22 protein-coding genes are annotated in these 23,509 nt (G+C 50.2%); 19 read left to right on the forward strand and 3 right to left on the reverse strand.

The annotated features are described in order from the left end of the window. Nucleotides 1–117 precede the first annotated feature (117 nt). The 3 genes from AB4875_RS03820 to gcvH all read left to right on the forward strand — a co-directional run bounded on the left by AB4875_RS03820 (nucleotide 118) and on the right by gcvH (nucleotide 3,267). Nucleotides 118–1,149 (forward strand): extracellular solute-binding protein, encoded by a 1,032-nt coding sequence (locus AB4875_RS03820; RefSeq protein ID WP_368374723.1) that lies wholly within the window; start codon nucleotides 118–120, stop codon nucleotides 1,147–1,149. Further along, complete coding sequence (locus AB4875_RS03825) at nucleotides 1,150–2,808, forward strand: ABC transporter permease (RefSeq protein WP_368374724.1); 1,659 nt, start codon at nucleotides 1,150–1,152, stop codon at nucleotides 2,806–2,808. Nucleotides 2,809–2,880: 72 nt separating this feature from the next. Continuing rightward, nucleotides 2,881–3,267: a glycine cleavage system protein GcvH gene (gene gcvH / locus AB4875_RS03830; protein ID WP_368374725.1), complete on the forward strand. Its 387-nt coding sequence runs from the start codon at nucleotides 2,881–2,883 to the stop codon at nucleotides 3,265–3,267. A gap of 72 nt (nucleotides 3,268–3,339) precedes the next feature. Here the strand turns inward: gcvH and AB4875_RS03835 are convergent, their stop codons facing one another. After that, entirely contained in the window at nucleotides 3,340–3,993 is a 654-nt protein-coding gene (locus tag AB4875_RS03835) for a histidinol-phosphatase (RefSeq protein WP_368374726.1), read from the reverse strand. Nucleotides 3,994–4,151: 158 nt separating this feature from the next. On the opposite strand from AB4875_RS03835, the gene rppH reads away from it, so the two are divergent. Beyond that, nucleotides 4,152–4,658, forward strand: coding sequence for an RNA pyrophosphohydrolase (rppH, locus tag AB4875_RS03840; RefSeq protein ID WP_368374727.1), 507 nt, complete (start codon nucleotides 4,152–4,154; stop codon nucleotides 4,656–4,658). Then, nucleotides 4,658–6,922: a phosphoenolpyruvate--protein phosphotransferase gene (ptsP, locus tag AB4875_RS03845; RefSeq protein WP_368377041.1), complete on the forward strand. Its 2,265-nt coding sequence runs from the start codon at nucleotides 4,658–4,660 to the stop codon at nucleotides 6,920–6,922. Before rppH ends, ptsP begins: the two co-directional genes overlap by 1 nt. Nucleotides 6,923–6,924: 2 nt before the next feature. Here ptsP and AB4875_RS03850 read toward each other — a convergent pair whose 3' ends face one another. Next, nucleotides 6,925–7,671: an NRDE family protein gene (locus AB4875_RS03850; protein WP_368374728.1), complete on the reverse strand. Its 747-nt coding sequence runs from the start codon at nucleotides 7,669–7,671 to the stop codon at nucleotides 6,925–6,927. A 68-nt stretch (nucleotides 7,672–7,739) separates the two neighbouring features. On the opposite strand from AB4875_RS03850, the gene AB4875_RS03855 reads away from it, so the two are divergent. From AB4875_RS03855 to AB4875_RS03920, 14 genes are all read left to right on the forward strand, one after another. Then, nucleotides 7,740–8,531 carry a sulfite exporter TauE/SafE family protein gene (locus AB4875_RS03855; protein WP_368374729.1) on the forward strand — a complete coding sequence of 264 codons (792 nt, stop codon included), beginning with the start codon at nucleotides 7,740–7,742 and terminating at the stop codon, nucleotides 8,529–8,531. A 3-nt stretch (nucleotides 8,532–8,534) separates the two neighbouring features. Next, complete coding sequence (gene lgt / locus AB4875_RS03860; protein ID WP_368374730.1) at nucleotides 8,535–9,335, forward strand: prolipoprotein diacylglyceryl transferase; 801 nt, start codon at nucleotides 8,535–8,537, stop codon at nucleotides 9,333–9,335. Between the two features lies 1 nt (nucleotide 9,336). Beyond that, entirely contained in the window at nucleotides 9,337–10,176 is an 840-nt protein-coding gene (locus AB4875_RS03865) for a thymidylate synthase (RefSeq protein ID WP_368374731.1), read from the forward strand. Nucleotides 10,177–10,191: 15 nt separating this feature from the next. After that, nucleotides 10,192–10,698, forward strand: a complete 507-nt coding sequence (locus tag AB4875_RS03870) for a dihydrofolate reductase (RefSeq protein WP_368374732.1) — start codon at nucleotides 10,192–10,194, stop codon at nucleotides 10,696–10,698. Nucleotides 10,699–11,012: 314 nt separating this feature from the next. Then, entirely contained in the window at nucleotides 11,013–11,846 is an 834-nt protein-coding gene (locus AB4875_RS03875) for a DUF3450 domain-containing protein (RefSeq protein WP_368374733.1), read from the forward strand. Beyond that, entirely contained in the window at nucleotides 11,846–13,234 is a 1,389-nt protein-coding gene (locus AB4875_RS03880) for a MotA/TolQ/ExbB proton channel family protein (protein ID WP_368374734.1), read from the forward strand. The genes AB4875_RS03875 and AB4875_RS03880 overlap by 1 nt, the downstream gene beginning before the upstream one ends. A 3-nt stretch (nucleotides 13,235–13,237) precedes the next feature. Beyond that, a complete protein-coding gene (locus AB4875_RS03885) occupies nucleotides 13,238–13,765 on the forward strand; it encodes a MotA/TolQ/ExbB proton channel family protein (protein ID WP_368374735.1) in 528 nt (175 codons plus the stop codon). 10 nt (nucleotides 13,766–13,775) lie between these two features. Further along, nucleotides 13,776–14,183, forward strand: coding sequence for an ExbD/TolR family protein (locus tag AB4875_RS03890; RefSeq protein WP_368374736.1), 408 nt, complete (start codon nucleotides 13,776–13,778; stop codon nucleotides 14,181–14,183). A 5-nt stretch (nucleotides 14,184–14,188) separates the two neighbouring features. Continuing rightward, nucleotides 14,189–14,791: an energy transducer TonB gene (locus AB4875_RS03895; protein ID WP_368374737.1), complete on the forward strand. Its 603-nt coding sequence runs from the start codon at nucleotides 14,189–14,191 to the stop codon at nucleotides 14,789–14,791. Continuing rightward, nucleotides 14,788–16,173, forward strand: a complete 1,386-nt coding sequence (locus AB4875_RS03900) for a tetratricopeptide repeat protein (RefSeq protein ID WP_368374738.1) — start codon at nucleotides 14,788–14,790, stop codon at nucleotides 16,171–16,173. The genes AB4875_RS03895 and AB4875_RS03900 overlap by 4 nt, the downstream gene beginning before the upstream one ends. 181 nt (nucleotides 16,174–16,354) lie before the next feature. Beyond that, nucleotides 16,355–17,290: a hypothetical protein gene (locus AB4875_RS03905; protein WP_368374739.1), complete on the forward strand. Its 936-nt coding sequence runs from the start codon at nucleotides 16,355–16,357 to the stop codon at nucleotides 17,288–17,290. A gap of 346 nt (nucleotides 17,291–17,636) precedes the next feature. Beyond that, a complete protein-coding gene (locus AB4875_RS03910; RefSeq protein ID WP_368374740.1) occupies nucleotides 17,637–20,999 on the forward strand; it encodes a transglutaminase family protein in 3,363 nt (1,120 codons plus the stop codon). Between the two features lie 140 nt (nucleotides 21,000–21,139). Beyond that, nucleotides 21,140–21,634, forward strand: a complete 495-nt coding sequence (locus tag AB4875_RS03915) for a nitroreductase family deazaflavin-dependent oxidoreductase (protein ID WP_368374741.1) — start codon at nucleotides 21,140–21,142, stop codon at nucleotides 21,632–21,634. 32 nt (nucleotides 21,635–21,666) lie between these two features. After that, nucleotides 21,667–22,113: a styrene oxide isomerase gene (locus AB4875_RS03920; protein WP_368374742.1), complete on the forward strand. Its 447-nt coding sequence runs from the start codon at nucleotides 21,667–21,669 to the stop codon at nucleotides 22,111–22,113. Between the two features lie 11 nt (nucleotides 22,114–22,124). On the opposite strand, the gene AB4875_RS03925 is transcribed toward AB4875_RS03920, so the two are convergent. Beyond that, nucleotides 22,125–23,342, reverse strand: coding sequence for an NADH:flavin oxidoreductase (locus AB4875_RS03925; protein ID WP_368374743.1), 1,218 nt, complete (start codon nucleotides 23,340–23,342; stop codon nucleotides 22,125–22,127). Between the last annotated feature and the right edge of the window lie 167 nt (nucleotides 23,343–23,509).

Consider the following 23,509-nt stretch of genomic DNA (forward strand, 5'->3'; position numbering starts at 1 on the left):
CTGGCCTAGCTATTGGCGATAGCGGTCAAAATTTGTACTCAATAAAGTGCGGAATTGATTGAGAATTTTAATGATAATAATTATCATCTACGCCCGAATTTCTTGTAAGAGGCCTCGATGATGCAAAAAATTACCCTGATATTTTTGGCAACCTTGGTGCTGCTTGCATGCGGTAGGAGTGAGCCGCCTGAGGCAAAGAGTCCAGAGCTGGTGATATACAGCTCGCGAATAGAACAGCTGATTAAACCTATCTTTGATGATTTTACTAAGGAAACCGGTATTGTCATTCGGTACGTCACCGATGAGGCGGGGCCGTTATTGGCGCGCTTAAAAGCGGAAGGTGAAAACTCCCCGGCCGATATGTTGATTACGGTTGACGCTGGCAACCTCTGGCACGCCGCAGAAATGGGGGTATTGCAGCCGATACACTCTGAGGTCCTCGCCCAAAATATTCCCCCAGCGCTCCGCGACGAGCAAGGCCGTTGGTATGGCGTGTCAATTCGCGCTCGCACCATCGTCTATGCCACTGACCGCGTAAGCCCCGACGATTTGGCCGGCTATGAAGATCTCGCCAGTCCTGAGTGGAGTGGCCGCTTGTGTTTGCGCACGTCTAAGAAAGTCTATAACCAGTCGCTTGTGGCTAGCATGATCGTTGCCTTGGGCGCAGAAAAAGCCGAGCAAGTGGTTAATGGCTGGGTCAGTAACTTGGCAGTGGCGCCCTTTGCCAATGACAATAAAGTGGTTGAGGCCATAGACGCCGGCCAGTGCGATGTTGGCTTGGTAAACACCTATTATCTTGCCAGGATGCTAATTGATAAGCCCGACTTGCCGATAGGTTTGTTTTGGGCGAATCAGAGTGGCCAGGGCGCGGCTGGCCGCGGTGTGCATGTGAATATTTCGGGCGCGGGTATCACTAAAGCGAGTAAGCACAAAGAAAATGCCCAGCGTTTACTAGAGTGGCTGTCTGGTCCCGCAGCGCAATATGATTTTGCGAATTTGAATCAGGAATATCCTGTGAATGATAAAACCGCAGCTGCTGAGCTTATTGAGCAGTGGGGTAGCTTCCGCGGCGATACTATGCCGCTGAGCGAGGTTGGGCGCTTGCAGGGTGATGCCATCAGATTGATGGACAGAGCGGGATATCGCTGAGTGCCAGCTAGCCCTTCGCCGATCGTCTCGCCTTTGCTGAATCCTGCTGCGTCGCGCAGGGCGGCGGTGGGCTGGTGGCTGTTGCGTCTGATCGGGGTTGCAGCCGTGCTGGGGGTCATGGCCCCCATTTTCGTGGTGGTGTTGAGCTGGAGTTCTGCGCAGACGGAAGTCTGGCAGCATTTAATTGCCACTCAGTTAGGTAGTCTATTATTTAACACCTTGCTGTTATTGGTGGGCGTAGGGCTGCTAGTGAGCGTGCTGGGTATTGGCTTGGCGTGGTTCACGGTGATGTGCGACTTTCCCGGCCGAACTTGGTTTGAATGGTTGTTGATGCTGCCCATGGCGGTGCCCGCCTATGTGATGGCCTTTGTGATTTTGGGCGTGTTTGATTTTGGTGGCCCGTTGCAGAGTTTTTTGCGGCTGCAGTTTGGTCAGCAATACGGCAGCATGGATGTTCGCAACGCAGCCACCGTCATTATTGTTTTTTCTCTGGTTTTATATCCCTACGTGTATATGTTGGCGCGCACGGCTTTTCTTTCTCAGAGCAGTGATACCACTGAGGCTGCGCGGGTGCTGGGGTGCAATCCATGGCAGGCATTTTACCGAGTGGCGCTGCCTATGGCGCGCCCGGCTATTGTGGCGGGTGTGAGCCTGGCGATGATGGAAACCCTAGCTGATTTTGGCACCGTGGCGGTCTTTAATTACGATACTTTTACCACCGCGATTTATAAGTCCTGGTTTGGCTTTTTTAATATTCAAGCGGCGGCGCAGCTGGCGTCTATACTGCTTTTATTTGTAGCTTTAACCGTGTTCGCCGAACGCCGCTCACGCGGTGGTCGGCGGTTTGTGCAGGGCGGGCGTTTGCAGCACCGTTATCGCTTAACAGTGTCGCCAATTAAGGCTTGGACGATGACCGCGATATGTACCTTGGTGCTCGCTATCGCGTTTGTGCTGCCGGTTACACAGCTCATTTTCTGGGCGGTTGAAGAGGGCGCTGTACAATTAGACACTCGTTTTTTTGAGTTGCTAGAGCACACCGTTTTACTGGCTGGCCTTGCGGCGGCGATTACGGTGTTCTTGGCCTTGGTGTTGGCGTTTAACCGTCGCCAAACTAAGCGCGGCGGGTTTTTTAGTATGGCCCAGCTTGGTTATGCCTTACCGGGTTCGGTATTGGCGGTAGGTATTATGCTGTCATTTACTTTTATCGATAACCAGTTATTGATTCCTGCGCAGCGCCTATTGGGGATGTCGCCGGTGCCGCTGTTAGTGGGTTCAATTTTGACCTTATTAGCGGCCTATTGGATTCGGTTTCTGGCGGTGGCTAGTGGGCCACTTGAGTCTTCATTGGAGCGGATTCGGCCAAGCCTGCCTGAAGCGGCGCGCACCTTAGGTGCAAATGGCAGTGAATTGGTTTGGCGTATTTATTTGCCCATGCTTAGGCCCGGTTTACTGACTGCGATGGTCTTGGTTTTTGTCGACGTAATGAAAGAAATGCCGGCGACCTTATTGCTACGTCCTTATGGTTGGGACACCCTAGCTGTGCGAATTTACGAGATGACCGCGGAGGGGCATTGGCAGCTCGCAGCACTACCCGCACTTGCTTTAGTGGCGGCGGGATTGCTGCCAGTCATAATCAGTATCCGCCGCAGTGGTCATTGAACACTTTGTATTTATTGTTAGCGGCGGTAAAATGCGCCTAACTAACATATCGTCATTAGAGGACGGCCTTGAATGAGCAATACCCCCAGCGAACTAAAATACGCCAGCAGCCACGAGTGGGCGCGCCTCGAATCAGACGGCACCGTTACCGTAGGTATTAGTCACCACGCCCAGAATGCACTTGGTGATGTGGTGTTTATTGAATTGCCCGAGGTGGGTGCAGAGTATTCCCAGGGTGATGAGGCAGCGGTGGTGGAGTCTGTAAAAGCGGCTTCTGATATTTATGCGCCGGTCTCCGGTGAGATCATCGAAATAAATGAAGCTTTGGATGAAAGTCCTGAAACAGTGAATGAATATCCTTATAGCGATGGCTGGTTTTTTCGTATGCAGCCGTCTGATCCGACTGAGTTGGATAACTTGCTTGATGCAGAGGCTTACGACGAGCAATGTGACGAGTAATAAAGCGTCGCTCTGCTTCAAAAAAAGCCCGGCAGTGACCGGGCTTTTTTATGTCCGCCGGTTTGGAAATAATCAGCGCAGGCTGATAACTGGCCAGCCTGCCGCTACTGCCGCGGCGTTTAAAGTGTCGTCAGGATCTACCGCAACCGCATGATCTACGGCTTCAAGTAGTGGTAAATCATTGTGAGAATCACTGTAAAAGTAGCTGCCTTCCAGCGAGCGTCCGGTTTCTGCCAGCCAAGCTTGCAGCCGGCTTACTTTGCCGCTTTTGAAGCAGGGTGTGCCGCTGGGCCTGCCGGTGTAGCGGTTGTCGATAATCTCGCCCTCACTGGCCAGCAGAGTTTCTACCCCTAGCGCGTCTGCAATGGGGGCAGTCACAAAGCTGTTGGTGGCTGTTATTATCATCAAAAAGTCCCCAGCATCGCGGTGCCGTTGCAGCAGTGCCTCAGCCTTTGGTAGTCGCAGCGGTGTAATGTATTCAGCCATAAATGTGGCGTGCATCGCGTCTAGTTCGCGGCGGCTGTATTTACTTAGCGGGCTTAAGGCAAAGCGTAAATAGGCGTCAATATCGAGGCCGCCCTGCTGGTATTGGCGATAGAACTCGTCGTTCTTGGCTTTAAATTCGTCGCTGTCGACAATTCCTTTGGCAACTAAGAATTCTCCCCATGCGTGATCGCTATCGCCGGCCAATAGGGTATTGTCGAGGTCGAAAATTGCGAGTGCCATGTCATTCTCCGAAAGCAGGGGTGTTAAGGCGGCATAGCATAGCGTTTGATGATCGCTTTTTCATCTTTATGCCGCGTTAAGCCTAGAGTGAATTCCCAGGGTGGGGAAATTGTGGAACAATAGAAAATGGAAATAAAATCAAAACAATAGGTGATGCAGTGATTGACTCGGATGGATTTCGTCCCAACGTTGGCATCGTACTTGCGAATGAGCAAGGACAGGTGTTGTGGGCGCGCCGTGTTGGTCAAAGTGCTTGGCAGTTCCCCCAGGGCGGTATTCACGAGGGCGAATCTCCGGAGGCGGCCTTGTATCGCGAGTTGTATGAAGAAGTGGGGCTGCGTGAAGATGACGTCAGTCTGCTTGCCTGCACCCGTGGTTGGCTGCGCTATCGTCTGCCGCAGCGCTTGATTCGGCGCGACAATAAACCCCTGTGTATTGGTCAGAAGCAAAAATGGTTTTTGCTGCAAATGAAGGCGGCTGACCATAAAATCAGTTTTAATTGTGGTGATAAGGCAGAGTTTGATCACTGGCAGTGGGTGAGTTACTGGTACCCGCTGGGCCAAGTCGTCGCTTTTAAGCGTGAGGTCTATCGCCGCGCCATGAAAGAGCTGGCGCCTCGGCATGCGCGGTTGGTGAAAGACGCTGTGAGTGGTGAGTTGCAATGATGCTAGAAGCACTGCGGAGTATTGTTCAAGCGGTTAACGCGGCAGACAACCTGCAGGCGGCGCTGGACATTATTGTTAGCCGCATCGCTGAGGTAATGGGCACAGAGGTGTGCACAGTCTATTTGCGTGACCCAGATTCCGGGCGTCTTACCTTTATGGCGAATCAGGGCTTGAATCCTGATCTTATTGGTAAGGTCAGTCTTGGTCCAGACGAGGGTTTGGTAGGGCAGGTCGCGCGTCGCGAAGAGCCGGTCAACCTTGATCACGCCGAAAAACACCCTAATTTCTTATATTTGCCAGGCATTGGCGAGGAGCAATACCACTCCTTTTTGGGCGCGCCGATTATTCATCAGCGTGCGGTGATGGGTGTTCTGGTAGTGCAGCAAAAAGATAGCCGGCGTTTTGATGAAGACGAAGAGGCCTTCTTGGTCACAATGTCGGCGCAGTTGGCGGGTGTTATCGCCCATGCCCGTGCTACCGGTTCCATTTCTACTGCGCAGAATGCGGTTGGCGCCACGGCGTCATTTAAGGGTATTGCCGGCGCGACGGGGGTGGCGATTGGTCGCGCGGTAATTATTGCTCCCGTTGCCGAATTGCATTCTGTGCCGCGTCGGCAGAGCGATGATCCTGCGCTCGAATTGAAGTCGTTTCACGCCGCCTTAGATGCGGTGCGCTCTGATATTCTCGCCCTGAGTGAAAAATTAGTCACCCTGCTACCTGTTGAAGAGCACGCTCTGTTTGATGTGTATTTACGCATTATTGACGATGGCACTTGGGCGGCTGAAGTGGTGAGTAAAATTGACGAGGGTGAGTGGGCTCAGGGTGCCTTGAGTCAGGTCATGTCTAGTCATATTCGCACCTTTGAAATGATGGAAGATGCCTATTTCAAAGAGCGCGCCACAGATATAAAAGATTTGGGGCGGCGAGTGTTGGCATATTTGCAAACTACCGACGTGGAGCCCTCAGAATATCCCGAAAGAACGATATTGGTTGGCCAAGAATTGACCGCCTCTATGCTTGGCGAAGTGCCCCGTGAAAAATTAGTGGGTATGGTTTCGGTCAAGGGCTCGAGCAACTCCCACGTCGCTATTTTGGCGCGGGCAATGGGTATTCCCACCGTAATGGGGGCCAGTGATTTACCGTATACCCAAATTGAACACGCCAATCTGATTGTAGATGGCTACTCGGGTTATGTGCATTACAACCCCTCCGCCGAACTCTACGAGCATTTCCGTTCAGTGTCAGAGGAGGACGAGGTCCTTACCCAAGGCCTTGAGGCCTTGCGCGATCTGCCGAGTGAAACTCTAGATGGCCATCGCATGCCGCTGTGGGTAAACACCGGATTAATGGCGGATGTGGCGCGGTCTCTGGATCGCGGCGCCGAGGGTGTTGGCTTATACCGCACCGAAATTCCGTTTTTGCTGCGTGAGCGCTTCCCCAGTGAAGAGGAGCAGCGGGCTATTTATCGCGAGCAATTGATTGCCTTTGCGCCGCTGCCGGTGACGATGCGCACCCTGGACATTGGCGGTGACAAGGCGCTGCCTTATTTTCCGATTGAAGAGGAAAACCCCTTTTTAGGCTGGCGCGGAATTCGGGTGACTCTTGACCATCCGGAAATATTTCTGGTCCAGGTCAGGGCAATGCTCAAGGCTAGTGAAGGTTTGAATAATCTGCGCATTATGCTGCCAATGATAAGTAATGTGCAGGAAGTTGATGAGGCGCTTGATTTGGTGCGGCGCGCCTACGATGAGTTGGTTGAAGACGGTTGGGATATCACCCTGCCGCCTATAGGGGTAATGGTCGAGGTGCCGGCGGCGGTTTATCAGGCCCGGCAATTGGCGCGGCGGGTTGATTTTCTGTCAGTGGGCTCAAACGATTTAACCCAGTATTTACTGGCGGTCGATCGTAATAACACCCGGGTTGCGGATTTGTATCATGCTTATCATCCCGCGGTGCTGAACAGTTTGCTGCAGGTGGTAGATGCGGCCCACGCAGAGGGTAAGCCGGTGGGAATTTGCGGCGAGCTTGCGGGTGACCCGGCTGCCGTTTTGCTCTTGATGGCGATGGGTTATGACATGCTGTCTATGAATGACAATAGTCTGCTCAGGGTTAAGGCGGTTATTCGCAGCTGCAGATTTGATGAGCTGCAGGGCTTGTTAGATAGCACAATGCAGGTCGATACCGCGGATGAAGTTAAGTCGCTGCTGCGCAAGGTAATGATTGATATTGGTATGGAGCGCCTGCTGCAGCCAATTGGCGCCTGAATTCAGGCGCCTGAATGCACCCTAAAGCTAAAGTGTTGCAGTGCTTCTTGTTGGGATTCGCTGCTAGCATAGTGCTTTTCCCAGAAGTCCCATTGGCCGTTTTTATGGGTGCGTACAATACTGCTTGAGCGTGTGCCATAGCCTTCCAAACTGATAAACCTGCAAGAAAGCGCCCGATTTATATCGTTGTCGGCGTCTATTGTCGGGGTCGCATCACGCAGCATATTCAATAACTCTGCATGGCTAGCATTCTCCGCCATGGCGCTAGTCATATCGGCGCCGCCTTTTTTAGTCTTAGCGTTTTCGGCACTCAGTGGAATATTGCCGATGGCATGATTTCCTGGGCTCAGTACTTGCCATCCGGCTTGGATATTATTGGTGTAAAAAAGCGTCTCGCCGTCACTGGCGATAAAGTTAAAGGGACGGAACTCAGTTTTTTGAGACTCTAACTGGTCGGCAAATTGACGGCTTGTCTGCGAGCTAAGCAGGAAGTCCTTTACTAAATTGCCGCGACTGCGGTCGCCGTTCGATGTGATCTCGCGCAGATTGGTAACCGCGGCAAACCGGCCCTTGCGACTGACACCCAGCCAGCTGCCGCCGCACTCTAAGTCTCGGCCTGCCAAAATGTCTGGGTGCTCTGCCCAAAAGTCTGCCGCGAGGGTGGGGCGCTTAAAAAACTCGTCGCGATTAGCGGCGATAGTTAGGGGGTAGTCCGGGTCTGTCTGCCAGCTTAATAATATCAGGCACATGAGTCCATTCGCTGTTGTTTGGAGAGTTTGGCCGTCATAATAGCAGCTTTGCTAGAGACTTCAGCGGCATGATTCTATTGGTTTATTTAGCCGTTGGCGCATTTGCAGGCCTGTCTGCAGGTTTGTTTGGAGTGGGTGGCGGGCTGGTCATCGTGCCGGCATTGGTCGCCTGCTTTGGTTTTTTGGCTGTGGCACCAGAAGTGGCAATGCAACTGGCGATAGGTACCTCGCTTGCAACCATTGTTGTGACTTCGCTGAGCTCGGTGCGCGCCCACCACCAGCTAAACAATATTGATTGGTCGTGTTGGCGGATATTGGCGCCAGGTATTGCGGTGGGGGTTGTCTGCGGCGTTGCGACCGCGGCACTGCTGCCCGGACAAGTATTGAAGCTTGCCTTTGGCGTGTTTAGTCTAATTATTGCTGCCTATATGGCGTTTGGTGCTGTGCCCATCGCCTCGCGGCAGCTCCCGAAAAAGCTCGGCTTAAGGTCTGTAGGGCTAGTTATTGGTTATTTTTCGGCGATGTTCGGAATTGGTGGCGGTTCTTTAACAGTGCCGTATTTGACGTGGTGTAATGTGCGCATGCAAGCGGCGGTGGCGACGTCGGCGGCTTGTGGGCTGCCTATTGCAGTCGTTGGGTCAGCGAGTAATATGGTCGCCGGTTTTGGGCATCAAGATTTACCTGCCTACAGTTTTGGTTTTATATATTTACCTGCATTTGTTGGTATCGCGCTGTTGAGCGTGCCGTGTGCAAAGTTGGGCGCTCATTGGGCGCAGCGGCTTTCGGCGAAGCGTTTGAAACAATGTTTTGCGATGTTTTTACTGGTGGTGGGTTGTCAGTTTATTTGGGGAGCGCTTTAAGGCATGTTGATACATCCGGATTTTGATCCAGTGGCGGTGCAAATCGGGCCGCTGGCGATACATTGGTATGGCCTGATGTATTTGGCTGGTTTTGCGGCGGCATGGTTTATTGCTAAAAGCCGAACTACGCAGCCTTGGAGTCCCTTGAACGAGGCCCAAGTTGAGGATCTGATTTTTTATAGCGCCGTGGGTGTCATCGTTGGTGGTCGCTGCGGCTATGTTCTTTTTTATAATTTTCCCCAGTTTTTACAAGATCCGCTGTGGCTGTTTCGGGTCTGGGAAGGCGGTATGGCCTTCCACGGAGGTTTACTCGGCGTTGTAGTCGCGGTGGCTTTATACGCGCGTCGCATTAAGGTGCCGGTCTCTGCCTTATGGGATTTTATCGCGCCGCTGGCACCGATTGGCTTGGGTTTGGGGCGTATCGGTAATTTTATTGGTCAGGAGTTGTGGGGCCGGCCCACCGATAAGCCTTGGGGTATGTTATTCCCCAAAGACGCGCTGCAATTGCCGAGACATCCGTCCCAGCTTTACCAGTTCGCGCTTGAAGGTGTGGTGTTATTTATTATTATATTTTGGTTTACCCGCAAGCAGCGACCTCCCTACGCTGCGGGTTCTTTGTTTTTATTGTGTTACGGATGCTTTCGCTTTTTAGTGGAATTTGTTCGTGAACCGGATTCTCATATTGGCATTGATTCGCTGGGTTGGATGACTCGCGGGCAGGAGTTGTCGCTACCGATGATTTTGATTGGTGGTGGCTTGTTGATTTGGACTTACTCGCGCTCAGTCGCTAAGGGTGGGAAATAATATGCAGCAGTATTTAGATTTGTTGCGCGATGTGCGAGATAACGGCACTGATAAAGGAGATCGTACCGGGGTTGGCACGCGCTCAGTGTTTGGTCGCCAGCTGCGGTTTGATTTGCGCAGCGGTTTCCCGCTGCTGACGACCAAGAAAGTGCATTTGCGCAGTATTATTAATGAGCTGATTTGGTTCCTAGAAGGCAGCTGTGACAATAATTGGCTGCTTGAGCGCGGTGTTACGATTTGGAACGAGTGGGCTTTGGAGGATGGCGATCTCGGGCCAATTTATGGAAAACAATGGCGTAGCTGGGCTTGTCCAGATGGCTCGACTATTGATCAGATAAGTGACGTGGTGGATATGATACGTCGCAAGCCAGATTCTCGTCGCCTGCTGGTGAATGCCTGGAATCCGGCAGATTTGCCTGATGAGTCGCTGAGCCCACAAGAAAACGCGCGGCGTGGCAAAGCGGCGCTGCCGCCGTGTCACACCCTGTTCCAGTTTTATGTTGCTGAAGGTCGCCTGTCTTGTCAGCTCTATCAGCGCAGCGCCGATCTGTTCCTGGGAGTGCCGTTTAATATCGCCAGTTATGCACTGCTCACGCATATGATTGCCCAGCAATGCGATTTAGAGGTGGGGGACTTTGTTCACACCTTCGGCGATTGCCACCTATATCAAAATCACCTCACTGAGGAGATCGTTGAAACACAGTTGCGCCGACAGCCCCGGGCACTGCCGAAGTTAGTCATCAAACGGCGTCCCGCGTCGATTTTTGATTACACGGCTGACGATTTTGAGTTTGAGGGTTACGATCCATACCCGGGGATAAAAGCCCCTATAGCCATATAAAAGCGAGGAAACTTAGTGGTTACTGTTTCACTTATTGTAGCCATGGCTAAAAACCGCGTTATTGGCGCGAATAATCAATTGCCATGGCATTTACCCGCAGACCTAAAACACTTTAAGGCGACCACCATGGCTAAGCCAATTGTGATGGGGCGCAAGACTTGGGAGTCGATTGGCCGCCCGCTACCGGGGCGTTTTAATATCGTGATCAGTCGCCAACAAGGCTATATCGCGGAAGGCGCGGCGGTAGTTGGTGATTTGCCCGGGGCTCTAGTGCTTGCTCGTCGTGAAGCCGCTTCTGCCCGGCTTGATGAGGTGTTCATCATTGGAGGTGAAACCATCTACCGACAGGCGCTGGCTGAGGTCGACAGAATGTATATAACCGAGGTCGATATCGAGCCTGATGGCGATGCTTGGTTTCCCGAAATTGTCCCAGAAGAGTGGCGGGAAGTGTCACGTGAGTGTTACCCGGTAACGCCTGATGAAAGGCTAGGCTATAGCCTTGTAACTTTGCAGAGGATATGACCGAGTAACTTGACTTTTGGGCGGTCGTTGTTTTTTGCGTAATTTCGACTAGGCTACAATATTCACACTTTGTGCGTTACTTGGGTGGCGGCCGGTGTTACCACTATTCACGAAAATGTAACTCTTTACCACATAAAATTGGCAAGAAATTTTATATTACGAAAAGTTTAGTTTGTCGTTGATTCTTAGGTTTGCACATGATTAAAATATGCTCCGCTGTATGAAAGCATGGTCTTACGACTGGCCGTACGGCTACTTAAGAAGATAATAAGCTCTGCTTTCACTAAACGTCCCAAATAGGAAAAGCAATTCCCATGAAAACGCAACGATTGAAAACAATCGCGCTGGCGGTCAGTGTGGCTGTTGGTATGCTGGCGGGATCGCCGGCCTATTCAGCTGATACGACTGCTGGGCAAGAACCAGCCGCAGCGCCAGCCAAACCATTAATTCCAGTTAGCAAAGTCCTTGATGTTGGTGTCAAGAGAACCGTAGAAGCAAAACGATCGCAGTTGAAAATCGATCGTTTGGCCGCTGACACTGGTGATTTGCTGCAAGACTACAAAATAGTGATGAAGCAAGTAGACGGTCTCCGTGTCTACAATGCCCGTCTTGAGAAGCAGATTGCTAACCAACTGCGCCGCATTGCAAGCTTGGGTAAATCTGTTGATGAGGCGACTATCATTCAACGCCAAATCACTCCCCTGCTGATTCGTATGATTGACGGCCTAGAGCAGTTTGTTGCTTTGGACGTGCCTTTCCATATCGAAGAGCGCACTGAGCGAGTTGAATTCTTGCGTACCAATATTGATCGCTCGGATATCACTATCGCAGAAAAATTCCGTCAGGTTCTTGAAGCCTACAAAATCGAAAACGAGTATGGCCGTAAAATCGATAGCTACAAAGGTGTCGCTAGCGTTGGCGGTTCTGAGCGTGAAGTTAACTTCCTGCGTATTGGTCGTATTGGCTTGATGTATCAGTCAATGGACGGCGAACAGTCAGGTGCTTGGGACCAGGACAAGCGTCAATGGGTTGAGCTAGATTCCGGCGACTACCGTGGTGCAGTTCAGAAAGGTCTGCGTATCGCACGGAAGCAAGCTTCTATCGATATTATGAAACTCCCGATTCCGGCGCCGGAGGCTGCTAAATAATGAAACGTAATCTATTAAAGGCTGCTGTCTTGGCTTTCAGCGGTGCGATTGCCGTTGCAGCTATGCCAGCAATGGCCGAAGACGCAAAGTCGCTGGACGAATTGTTGAAGATGGTTCAGCAGGGACGTGTATCTGATATTCGCGAGAATAAGCAGCGTGAACAGCGCTTTGCCTCTGCGCGTGCTGATCAGCAAAATACGCTCAATGAAGCTAAGCGTACCTTGGCTTCTGAAGAAAAGCGCTCATCTGACCTTGAGAAAGCGTTCGAAGAAAACGAAACAGTCATTGTTGAGAAACAGCGTCAGTTGAAAGAGCGTTTGGGTACCCTGACAGAACTGTTTGGCCACCTAACATCTACTGCTGGTGATCTGCGTTCAAACTTCATGACGTCTATCATCAGTGTTCAGTTCCCTGATCGTGAACAGTTCGTAGATGACTTGATTGCTAAAATGGCTGGCGCCGAAGAACTGCCAAGCATTGTAGAGATCGAGCGCGTCTGGTTTGAATTGCAACGTGAAATGACTGAATCTGGCCGCATTGTGAAGTTTAAAACTTCAGTAACCAGCGCTGGCGGAGAGAGTGGCGAGCAGGAAGTTGTGCGTGTTGGTACTTTCAACATGGTAAGCAGCGAAGGCGAATACCTTCAGTATATTTCTGAAACCGGTGCTCTTGCGGTGTTATCGCGTCAGCCAGCAGGTCCTTATACTGACTGGGCTGAAGAGCTTACTCAAACCACTTCTGGTATGACTCCTTTCGGTGTTGACCCTACTGGTCCAACGGGTGGTTCTTACCTTGCAGCCTTGATTGACAGCCCTACTCTTGAAGAGCGTTGGCATCAAGGGGGTGTCGTTGGTTATGTCATCACAGCCGTCGGTGCGCTTGCCTTGTTAATTGCCTTTTGGCGCCTGATTGTCCTCAGCTTGGAAGACATGAAAGTAAACAGCCAGCTGAAAAGCAAGAAAGCAAATACCAATAACAGTCTTGGCCGTGTGTTAAAAGTGCATGAAGACAACCCAACAATGGATCCAGAGACACTTGAGTTGAAGCTTTCAGAAGCAATTCTCAAGGAAACTCCACGCTTGGAGAACTCACTGAATCTGCTGAAAATCATTGCTGCGGTAGCGCCTCTGCTAGGTCTGCTCGGTACCGTAACCGGTATGATTATAACCTTCCAGGCTATAACCATCTTCGGTGCAGGTGATCCGAAAGCAATGGCTGGTGGTATCTCCGGTGCACTGGTAACGACCGTACTTGGTCTGGTGGTTGCGATCCCTACTGTTCTGCTGCACACCTTTGTAAGTGGTCGTGCCAAGAAGATTATTCATGTTCTTGACCAGCAAACTACGGGCATCATTGCCGAACACACGGAAGGTCACGCGGGGAAATAGGCGATGTACCTACTGAATGAATGGATCGAGATTATCCGAAGATTCATGGAGTCAGGCGGCAACGTACTTTGGGCCATTGCCGGTCTGACTTTCCTGATGTGGACGCTCGCTCTAGAACGACTTTGGTACTACAAATTTGAGCTGTCGAAAGACGTCGATGGAGCCATTGGTAGCTGGGAAAAGCGCACAGAGCGCAAATCTTGGAATGCCAAGCAAATTCGTGAAAAGTTGATATCTCAGGTATCACTTAAGATAAATGCGAGTTTGCCAATGATCCAAACAATGGTGGCACTGTGTCCACTGTTGGGGTTGTTGGGCACGGTTACCGGTATGATTGAAGTGTTTAACATCATGGCGGTGACGGGTGGCGGCGATGCGAAATCGATGGCTGGCGGTGTTTCCAAGGCAACAATCCCGACTATGGCGGGTATGGTTGCGGCTCTGTCAGGCGTCTTTATCAATACTTATGTAAAAAGTATTGCAGAGCGCGAAAGCGAGCTTTTGGAAGACCATCTGACAACAGATCACTAAGAGAGCGAACATGAGAAGGAATAAAAGAGCCGGAACAGAGGATAATCCCTCTGAAATAGACTTGACGCCGATGCTCGACGTTGTGTTTATCATGTTGATCTTCTTTATTGTAACAGCGTCTTTTATTAAGGAAGCTGGTGTCGAGGTGAATCGCCCTGACGCGTCAACATCTAGTAAGAAAGAGAATGCTAATATTCTGATTGCTGTGACAGCAACTAATGAAATATGGATTGATAAGCGCCGGGTAGATAAGCGTGCGGTTCGCTCTGTTGTAGAGCGTATGCATGCGGAAAATCCTAAAGGTGCCGTGGTGATTCAGGCTGATAAAGCCTCGACTACCGAGACGGTTACTGCGGTTATTGACGCCAGCCGGTCGGCAGGCGTATATGACGTTTCATTGGCAACTGAAGACAGCTGATTAATATGAATATTCTTCGACTATTAATTGGTGCTGTGTTGGCATTTATGGTGACAGCTGCGCTGTTCATCATAATGCCGTACCTTATCGAGATGGCGGATAAAACGCTGGACGAAAAGCCGCGTACGAAGCTAGCCGATATACAAATGCCAGACACCAAAATTGAAACAATGAAAGACAGCAAGCCCGATAAGCCGAAGCAGCCAGATGAGCCGCCACCGGATATGGAGCAACCTGAGATGGAAGACATCAATCCGAACCTGGATGCAGTCAATATGTCGCCAACTCAGAGTGTTGATTTGACAAATACCGCCGGTGGGCTTTCTGCCTCAGACGGTGAGTACTTGCCAATCGTTAAAGTTGCCCCTATTTATCCGCGTCGCGCGCAAAGTCGTGGTGTAACTGGTTACTGTACAGTTGAGTACACAGTAACTAAGGCGGGTACTACTCGGGATATCGTTGCGGTAGATTGTGAGCCTCAAGGTTATTTCGAACGGGCTTCAGTTAAAGCGGCTGAGAAGTTTAAGTACAAACCGCGTGTGTCCGACGGCGAGCCTATCGAGGTGCCGGGCATACAAAACCGGTTCACTTATGAGTTGGAAAAATGATGTCTGATTATCACTCGAGCACTAAATCGTTGCGTCCGGTGTTGGTCAAGCTGGGTTGTTCTATCGCTCTTGGTCTAGCTACAGTGTTTGCCATGCCGATTGTAAGTTCATCCTTACAGCCGATACTTGGTGAGCAAGGCGTGGGTATTGCCCACGCTGCTGAGAAGAAGGAAAAGCCCAAGCGGAGCACACGCAGAACGCCGGCGATCCGCGCTAAAGTTTATGAAAAATTAAACGCAGCGCAGATGGCCGCGGACGATAAGAAATACAATGAGGCCATAGGGCTACTTAATGAACTCCGTGATAAAGAAGGGCGGAATTCACTAAATAGTTACGAGCTAGCCAACCTCTATAATATGTATGCGTTTATTTACTTTACTCAGGAAAAGTATGAGTTAGCGCTAGACGCATATCGTAATGTGGTAAAGCAGCCGGATATTCCGGAAGCAATGGAGTTAAATACTAAATACACCATTGCGCAGCTTTATTTCGTGAAAGAGGATTATAAAGGCGGTGTTCGCACCCTTTTAGAATGGTTTAAGGCTAAGCAAGCGCTAGGTGAAGACCCTGGTGCTGGTGCCTACTCCTTATTAGCTCAGGGCTACTATCAGCTTAAAGACCTTGATCGCTCGCTAAAGTACATTGAAGTTGCTATCAATGACTACACTAGCCGCGGCAAAGTTCCTAAAGAGCAGTGGTGGGGTCTACAGCGCTATTTGTACTATGAGAAAAATGATATCAAGCGCGTAACAGCGATTCTTGAAGAAACTCTCAAGCATTACCAGAAGAAGGCCTATTGGCTGCAGTTGTCAGCAATGTACAACGAGCTAAAAATGGATGCAAAAGCGACTGCCGCAATGGAGACCGCTTACACCGAAGGTGTTCTGGATAACGACAAAGAGCTGATTAACATGGCGTACCTCTTCCTGTCACAGGAAGTGCCATATAAAGCGGCGAAGGTCCTTGATAGAGGCATCAAGAAGGGTGATATCCCCGCGACGTCTAAAAACCTTGAGTTACTTGGCAATGCATGGCGTCAAGCTCAAGAGTTGAAGAAGGCGATCCCAGAAATGGAGAAAGCTGCATCTAAATCCGATAAGGGTGAGTTGTGGTCGCGCTTGGGTAATATCTATCTTGATAATGATCAGTTTGATAAGGCGGCAGAGGCTATTGAGAACGCATTTAAAAAGGGCGACATTAAACGTCCGGATAATGCCTATCTTGTGCTTGGTATGGCTCGCTTTAATCTTCAGGAATATGAAGGTGCGCGTAAGGCATTCAAAGAGGCTGCCAAAAGTGAGAAGTCTGCTGATTACGCCAAGCAGTGGATGGAATTCATGAATAAAGAGCTTGAGCGTCAAGAAGCTTTGAAAGATGGCTGATATGCATTAGACATACTTCGATTAAGGCACCTTCGGGTGCCTTTTTTGTGTCTAATTAATGGACGTATCAGATTCCACTTCCTATAGTTTTACTACTGATCGTAAATCAGCCAGAGCCTTAGTTTGTATGCGGGACAAAAAGCCTTACTTGAAGATATTTCCGCATATAGCATGTTCGCTAATGTTGGCAATGCCTGTTCTAGCGGCGGAATCGCTAGATTCAGACACCCCCGAAGTGGGATTCTTGGGGCGCACCATGAATAGTGCAGAATCCACCCGAGATGAATGGTCTGGCCGTTGGATTGACTTTGCGGAAGGTGTTGATTACTACTTCACTAGCGAAAATTCCCCACCTGACTATAAAAATGAAAGTTACGTTAAGCTCCAGATGCGCCAAACTTGGGAGGAGCGCGGACAAATCCAAACCGATCTAAGAGTGAAGGCCAAGTTCGATTTGCCAAATACTCAACGCAGGGCCAAATTGTTCTTTAGCAGCGACGAATACACCGAAAACTCCCTAGAGGAGAGAGTGAGGAGTAATTCGACTGGGGAGCGATTTCGGCGCAGGGAGTCCGTATCCGGTTTAGAAATCACCCCCGATGACGAGTGGAATAAATGGAAGCGTTCGGCCCGGGTCGGTATTAAATTGCGGGTTCCCTTGGTGACATTTGGACGTTACCGCTTGCGGCGGCCAATGGATAAGTGGGGCGAGTGGGAGCCTGAGTTCACCCAAGAAATATGGTATTTCAGTGATCGGGGCTGGGGCGAAACTAGCGAGTTTGAAATGCAGCGGCGCTTGGGGTCAAATTTCGGCCTGCGTTATTTTACCGTTCTTGAGTTCGAGGACCAGAATGATTTTTTTGAAAATGTCCACGTGCTCTCATTGAGCCAGAATCTATCTGAAAGGTCGGCGCTGGAGTATCGAGTAGGATCGGTGTTTTCCACGGAGTTCAGTACGCAAATGACAGCCTATTTTGTTGGCACCAGTTATAGCTACAAGCTCTACGAAGATTGGATCTTTTTCACTGCAGGGCCGGAGGTGTTTTTCCCAAAAATAGATGACTGGAATGCTGAGGCCAGTTTTACCATCAAGTTAGATGTTTATTTCTCCGAATAATCCTCGCCATCGACTTTCCTCGGGCAAGCTCGACAGGTGCGGGATCGTCTGGCCATTGTGGCGGTCTTTTCAATTTTAACTATTAGTTGGCCTGATGTGTGCTTGATTAGGCTATGCAGTATAGACCGCCCATTTCTCAGTTTGAGTCAGCAAAGCGTTCGGTTTTATTCAGCCCGCGCTGCTTATTTAGTGAGCTTCTAAAGCAAATTGCCTATACTTGAGCACTACCTGAATTTATCAAGGCTATTGTTGTTTGTGGGCCGAGAAGAGTGGGTTTGTTGTTCGGCATTGTATTTTGAATTTTTAAACGGATGTTGACGTAAATGCGGTTATCGCAGGAGAAGTAATGACAATTCGCGTGGCTATTCATCACAAGACATACTACAGCTTTGACCGTTTGGTAGAACTTTCACCGCACGTAATACGCTTGCGGCCTGCGCCTCATAGCAGAACCCCAATTCATAGCTATAGCATGAAGGTGGTGCCCGAGAATCACTTTCTAAACTGGCAACAAGACGCCTTTGGTAACTATCTTGCCCGTTTGGTTTTTCCGGAAAAAACTGAAAAATTTTCTATAGAGGTTGAGGTGATTGCGGATATGACCGTTATCAATCCCTTTGACTTTTTTGTAGAAGAGTACGCTGAAAAATTCCCGTTTTACTATAAAAAGCAGCTCAAAAAGGAGCTTGCACCCTATCTTGCAAAGGAAAAGCAGGGCAAATTATTTAATAAATTACTGAAATCTATTTCGTCAACAAAGCGCCCTGTGAACGATTTTTTAGTTGAAGTAAATCAGGTGCTTGAGAAAAAGATTGAATACTGCCTACGGTTTGAGCCCGGCGTGCAAGACCCTGAAGAAACCCTGCAGCTGAGCAAAGGTTCATGCCGAGATTCCGCATGGCTGGCCGTGCAATTATTCCGGCATTTAGGTATCGCAGCAAGATTTGCGTCTGGCTACTTGGTGCAATTAACCTCAGATGAAAAATCATTGGATGGCCCTAGTGGTCCGGAAGAGGATTTTACTGACTTGCATGCCTGGTGTGAGGTATTTATTCCCGGCGCCGGTTGGATCGGTCTTGATCCCACGTCTGGCCTGTTTGCCAGCGAAGGGCATATTCCCTTGGCCTGTACACCTGATCCCGTATCAGCAGCTCCCATAGAAGGTTTTACCGACGAGTGTGAGGTAGAGTTCGATTATTCCAATATGGTCGAGCGAGTTCATGAGGACCCACGGGTAACAAAACCTTATAGCGATGCTCAATGGGCAGATATTTTGATGCTCGGTGAGCAGGTTGATGCGGATTTAGTTAAGAATGATGTTCGTCTGACAATGGGGGGGGAGCCTACCTTTGTATCAGTAGACGATATGGAATCAGAGCAGTGGAATACCGGTGCGCTTGGCGCTGATAAATTGAGTTTGGCGAAAACCTTACTTCTGAAGTTGCGCGACCACTTTGCACCGCAAGGTCTATTACATTATGGTCAGGGCAAATGGTATCCGGGCGAGGAAGTGCCGCGTTGGGCGCTGGGCTTGTTTTGGCGCAAGGACAAAGAACCGCTGTGGACAGATCCTGATCTGTTGGCCCGAGTAGACAAGGACTATGGTCACACTGTGGCGACTTCAGAGCAATTCGCATTAGGCTTGATTGAGAAATTAAGCTTGGCTAAGGATTATGCTCAGCCTGCCTATGAAGATGCCTTGCACTACCTATTGCAGGAGCAAAAAATACCCAAAAATATCGATATTCTGGCTGCTAAGATTGGTGATGATCTGGGCCGCCGGCGTTTGGCTCGCTTGCTTGAGCAAGGGTTTAAAAAGCCCACTGGCTATATTGTGCCATTGGCGTGGGAGTCTGTGGCCGGCGAATGGAATAGTAGTATTTGGAATGTAAAACGCGAGCGTCTTATTTTGACGCCGGGTGACTCTCCAATGGGCCTGCGCTTGCCACTTGGTGATTTGCCTGAGCTAGAAGAGCCAGAGATTCAGCCAGATCGTGACCCCTTCGAGGAGCGAGATGCCCTACAGGCGCGTCAGGATATTCATTTTCCTGTCGAGGCTAGGGGACCAACACCACAGCGACTGCAAAGCGCATCGCAAGCTGTCGCCGACAAGCTAAAGTGCGCGCAGCCCTTAATTCGCACTGCGATGTGTATTGAGGCCCGAGGTGGAAAAATCCATATCTTTATGCCGCCGTTGCATAGTCTTGAGCACTATGTGGAGCTGGTCGCCGCCATAGAAGAAACCGCCAAAGAGCAGAGTGTGCCGGTGATTTTAGAGGGCTATGAACCTCCTCGCGATCCACGGATACAAAAGCTGCTGGTGACGCCTGACCCCGGTGTTATCGAGGTGAATGTTCACCCCACCTCTAGCTGGAAGGAGTTGGTGGCGAATACCACCGAACTGTATTCGGCGGCTAGAGAGTCACGCCTTGCGGCTGAGAAGTTTATGCTCGATGGCCGTCATACTGGCACCGGCGGTGGCAACCACATTACCCTGGGTGGCGTTACACCTAGTGATAGCCCCATTCTGCGTCGGCCTGATTTACTGCGCAGCTTGGTCACGTTTTGGCAGCATCATCCAAGTTTGTCGTATATCTTTTCGAGCGCGTTTATCGGTCCAACCAGTCAGGCGCCACGGGCTGACGAAGGTCGCGATGAAATGTTGTACGAGATGGAAATCGCCTTTCAACAAATGCCGGATGGGCTTGCAGATCAACCCTGGTTAGTCGATAGATTAATGCGCAACCTACTTATTGATATCACCGGCAATACTCACCGCGCCGAATTTTGTATCGACAAGCTATACGCGCCGGGCAGTGCGACAGGCCGTCTGGGGCTGCTGGAATTTAGGGGCTTTGAAATGCCGCCGCACAGCCGCATGTCTTTGGTTCAGGCCTTGTTGATCCGGACCTTGGTGGCTCGCTTTTGGAATGAACCCTATAAGAAACCCTTGGTTCGCTGGGGTACGGCGCTGCACGATAAATTTATGTTGCCGCATTATTTATGGCAGGACATGAAGGATGTGGTAGCCGATTTAGAACGTGCAGATTATCCCTTTAAAGCTGACTGGTTGTTGCCGTTTGAGGAGTTTCGCTTTCCTCATTATGGTCGCGTTAAACTCGATGAAATTGAAATTGAGTTGCGCTGGGCGGTTGAGCCTTGGAATGTGCTTGGCGAAGAGATCGGTAGCTTTGGCACCGCAAGGTATGTCGATTCCTCGGTCGAACGCTTGCAAGTAAAACTCACTGGGCTAACGGATAGTCGTTTTGTGCTTGCCTGTAATGGCCGCAGAGTGCCGCTGGCGAATACCGGCCGTCATGGTGAATACGTTGCGGGCGTTCGCTACCGTGCATGGGCGCCACCATCGGCCTTACATCCTACTATCGGAGTGCACACACCCTTGGTGTTTGACTTGATCGATACTTGGACGGGACGCTCATTAGGTGGCTGCAGCTACCACGTGTCGCATCCCGGTGGCAGAACTTATGAAACCTTCCCTGTAAATGCGTTTGAGGCTGAGTCGCGCCGTGGTAACCGCTTTAGTACGGTAGCTCACACTCCAGGGCCTTACACGCCAAGGCCGGATCTGGACGCGGTACGTGAATTTTTCACCGAGCCACCGCGGCCGATGGCACCGCCACCAGAAGAGTCGCCGGGCGAGTATCCTCATACTCTGGATCTGCGTCGCAAGCCTAACTGGATTGGTTAATCTCCCTAGCTAAATACAGCCTGCCATCGCTTAAAGTATTAAGTGATGGCAGGCTTTTTTTTGCACTCCAGATGGACGACGCATGAGGGCAGTCAATTCCCGTAAAATCATGGAGTTGATAATTAAGAGAATAAAAAAACATGCCCAAAAAGCTAGATTACGTGAAGACACGTCGGCAAGACGTCGACGAAATACCCTTGAAATGGCAAAAGCGAATCCAGCTAGTGATGAAATATTACACCCGCTTCAATGTGTGGGTGTATAAGAAAAGTGGTGGTCGCTTGTTAAAGAATTTTCCCGGCGGTTATCCAATATGTATCGTGGGTATGACGGGCCGTAAGAGTGGTGAGCGGCGCGAGATAGCTCTGATCCACTTGCCTTGGGATGACAAAAAACTATTGGTTGCTTCTCAAGGTGGTATGGAAAAACACCCTCAGTGGTACTTTAATATCGCCGCCCAGCCGGAGATCGACATCATGGTTCGCGGGGATAAAAACAGGTATCTCGCCCGCCAAGCCACTGATGATCAAAAGCGTGAATTATGGCCGCATTTATTAAGTCTCTACCCTGATTTTGATCAGTACCAAGCCCGCACGGATCGTGATATTCCGGTTTTCATATGTCAGCCTCAGTAAGTCAACTCATCTAACAATAAAAGGGGAACTAGATGTCTAATGTAAATAAGGCAGTTGAACAGCAGCACAGTTTAGCTTTTCATGGCGTCATTATTTTATTTCTGGGGCTGCTCGCGGGGATCGGTTTCTCTATCGCCGCGGCAAGCCAAGAGGTCACCAGCCCCACATATGGCGCGTGGCGATTTGCCCATATGGAAGGCCTTATTAATGGCTTAGTGGTGTTGGCGGTGGCGGGCGTGTGGCAGCGAATGAATGTGGATGGCAAAGGTATTACTCTGGCGCGGGTTTTCTTGGTGCTGGGTTGTTATGCCAATATCATTGGGCCAATCATCAATGCCCTATTTATCGGTAAGCGCTTAATTGCACCCGAAACCAACTTAGAAGCCTTGGTGGTATACGGTTTTTATATACCCGGTACGCTGCCTATTATTTCTTTCCCAATTTTTGCCCTTAATCTTTTTGGTCGCAAAAACAGATAAACCATTGGCGATTATTGAGCGCCTGAAAACTGTGTGCAGTGAATACCTTGCGGGCTTTCAATAGTGCTAATGCAGTCGTTGCAGTGGGTGCAGCGGCTAACGAAGTCAGCGTTTAACTTTGCGCTGTTGACTAGGTCAGGGTCGCTCAGCAGAGTTCGACCTAGTTGAATAAAATCAAAGCCCTGCTCCATTAGTGTGGCAAAGCTTGCATTGCTGCTGGCGCCTCCCACATAGATCATTTTGCATGACACCGCATCACGAATTCGTTTGGCCTGCTCTAAAAAATACAGTTCATGATAGGGGTAATCTTTAAACATAGATTTGCCCGCTAAGCGCAGAATCAGTCGCATGATCAGGCTTGTTTCGGTCTTCAGCATGCTTGGTAAAATGTTGCCGCCGCGAAACATGATCATCGGATTCATGGTGCTGGTGCCGCCGCTGGTAATAATCCCGTCAATCCCAGCCTTATCTAAGAATCTACTGATTGCCACCGAGTCATCATAATGAAGGCCGCCGCGCACCCCTTCGGTCATGCTGATCTTGGCCAGTAGAGGGAAATCCTTGCCGACAGCTTGGCGCACCGCAGCTAATACTTGCAGCGGAAGTCGCATGCGATTTTCTAGGCTGCCGCCGTAATTATCTTTGCGCTTATTCGTTTTCGGACTCATAAATTGGCAGAGGCCGTAACCGTGACCAAGATGAATCTCCAGCGCGTCGAAACCGACAGACTTCATAAAGACAGCCGCTTTGCGATAGTTGGCCACTAGTTCGTCAATATCTCGGAGGGTCATGGCGTCGCAGAACAACATGCCGCGAGACAGGCCAAGGCCATTCAAACCGAAGCTGGGACCCAATGGACGCTTGCGGCTTAGCTCACTGTTTTTGGAAAACCCCCCGCAGTGGCCCATTTGGCCAGACACCTTGGTGCCGCGCCCATGAAGATCCGCAATGAGCTTACTGAGCTGGGAGCGTATGCCTTCGTGCATATACATCATGTTTTCATTCAGACGGCCGTCCATTTCGACTGCGCAATAGCCAAGAGTGGTCATAGCGATACCGCCATCGGCAAATGCGCCGTGGAATATATTGAGACGCTCGCTGGGCATGCCACCGGGCGTCATATTCTCAAAGGTGCCGGCTTTGATGAAACGATTCTTGAGCTCAAGACCATTGATTGATGCCGGAGAAAAGCAATCTGCGGCGCCGTCGCGGGCTAAAGTGTCAGTCATAATGGTTACCGTTGTTATTATATTGAGCTTGTATCTAGCGCTCTAGTATTGGCGGGCGGCTGCGTCATTTGAATAATCAGTTCGGGCTAGTGCTTGTCCATTGGGTCTCTGTGCTGAGTGTGATGAAATCCACCAGAAATAAGGGTTTTTGAAGATTGCGAAAACAC

Origin of the sequence: Zhongshania sp. R06B22 (genome assembly GCF_040892595.1) — a bacterium.
GTDB lineage: Bacteria > Pseudomonadota > Gammaproteobacteria > Pseudomonadales > Spongiibacteraceae > Spongiibacter > Spongiibacter arctica.

Excerpts from the sequence above, each read along its gene's own strand:
- AB4875_RS03925 (WP_368374743.1), bottom strand. The coding sequence starts at position 23,342 with ATGACTGACACTTTAGCCCGCGACGGCGCCGCAGATTGCTTTTCTCCG.
- AB4875_RS03890 (WP_368374736.1), top strand. The coding sequence starts at position 13,776 with ATGAGAAGGAATAAAAGAGCCGGAACAGAGGATAATCCCTCTGAAATA.
- AB4875_RS03915 (WP_368374741.1), top strand. The coding sequence starts at position 21,140 with ATGCCCAAAAAGCTAGATTACGTGAAGACACGTCGGCAAGACGTCGAC.
- AB4875_RS03910 (WP_368374740.1), top strand. The coding sequence starts at position 17,637 with ATGACAATTCGCGTGGCTATTCATCACAAGACATACTACAGCTTTGAC.
- AB4875_RS03850 (WP_368374728.1), bottom strand. The coding sequence starts at position 7,671 with ATGTGCCTGATATTATTAAGCTGGCAGACAGACCCGGACTACCCCCTA.
- AB4875_RS03865 (WP_368374731.1), top strand. The coding sequence starts at position 9,337 with ATGCAGCAGTATTTAGATTTGTTGCGCGATGTGCGAGATAACGGCACT.
- AB4875_RS03900 (WP_368374738.1), top strand. The coding sequence starts at position 14,788 with ATGATGTCTGATTATCACTCGAGCACTAAATCGTTGCGTCCGGTGTTG.
- AB4875_RS03885 (WP_368374735.1), top strand. The coding sequence starts at position 13,238 with ATGTACCTACTGAATGAATGGATCGAGATTATCCGAAGATTCATGGAG.
- AB4875_RS03880 (WP_368374734.1), top strand. The coding sequence starts at position 11,846 with ATGAAACGTAATCTATTAAAGGCTGCTGTCTTGGCTTTCAGCGGTGCG.
- AB4875_RS03875 (WP_368374733.1), top strand. The coding sequence starts at position 11,013 with ATGAAAACGCAACGATTGAAAACAATCGCGCTGGCGGTCAGTGTGGCT.
- AB4875_RS03905 (WP_368374739.1), top strand. The coding sequence starts at position 16,355 with ATGTTGGCAATGCCTGTTCTAGCGGCGGAATCGCTAGATTCAGACACC.
- ptsP (WP_368377041.1), top strand. The coding sequence starts at position 4,658 with ATGCTAGAAGCACTGCGGAGTATTGTTCAAGCGGTTAACGCGGCAGAC.
- gcvH (WP_368374725.1), top strand. The coding sequence starts at position 2,881 with ATGAGCAATACCCCCAGCGAACTAAAATACGCCAGCAGCCACGAGTGG.
- lgt (WP_368374730.1), top strand. The coding sequence starts at position 8,535 with ATGTTGATACATCCGGATTTTGATCCAGTGGCGGTGCAAATCGGGCCG.
- AB4875_RS03855 (WP_368374729.1), top strand. The coding sequence starts at position 7,740 with ATGATTCTATTGGTTTATTTAGCCGTTGGCGCATTTGCAGGCCTGTCT.
- AB4875_RS03835 (WP_368374726.1), bottom strand. The coding sequence starts at position 3,993 with ATGGCACTCGCAATTTTCGACCTCGACAATACCCTATTGGCCGGCGAT.
- AB4875_RS03820 (WP_368374723.1), top strand. The coding sequence starts at position 118 with ATGATGCAAAAAATTACCCTGATATTTTTGGCAACCTTGGTGCTGCTT.
- AB4875_RS03895 (WP_368374737.1), top strand. The coding sequence starts at position 14,189 with ATGAATATTCTTCGACTATTAATTGGTGCTGTGTTGGCATTTATGGTG.
- AB4875_RS03920 (WP_368374742.1), top strand. The coding sequence starts at position 21,667 with ATGTCTAATGTAAATAAGGCAGTTGAACAGCAGCACAGTTTAGCTTTT.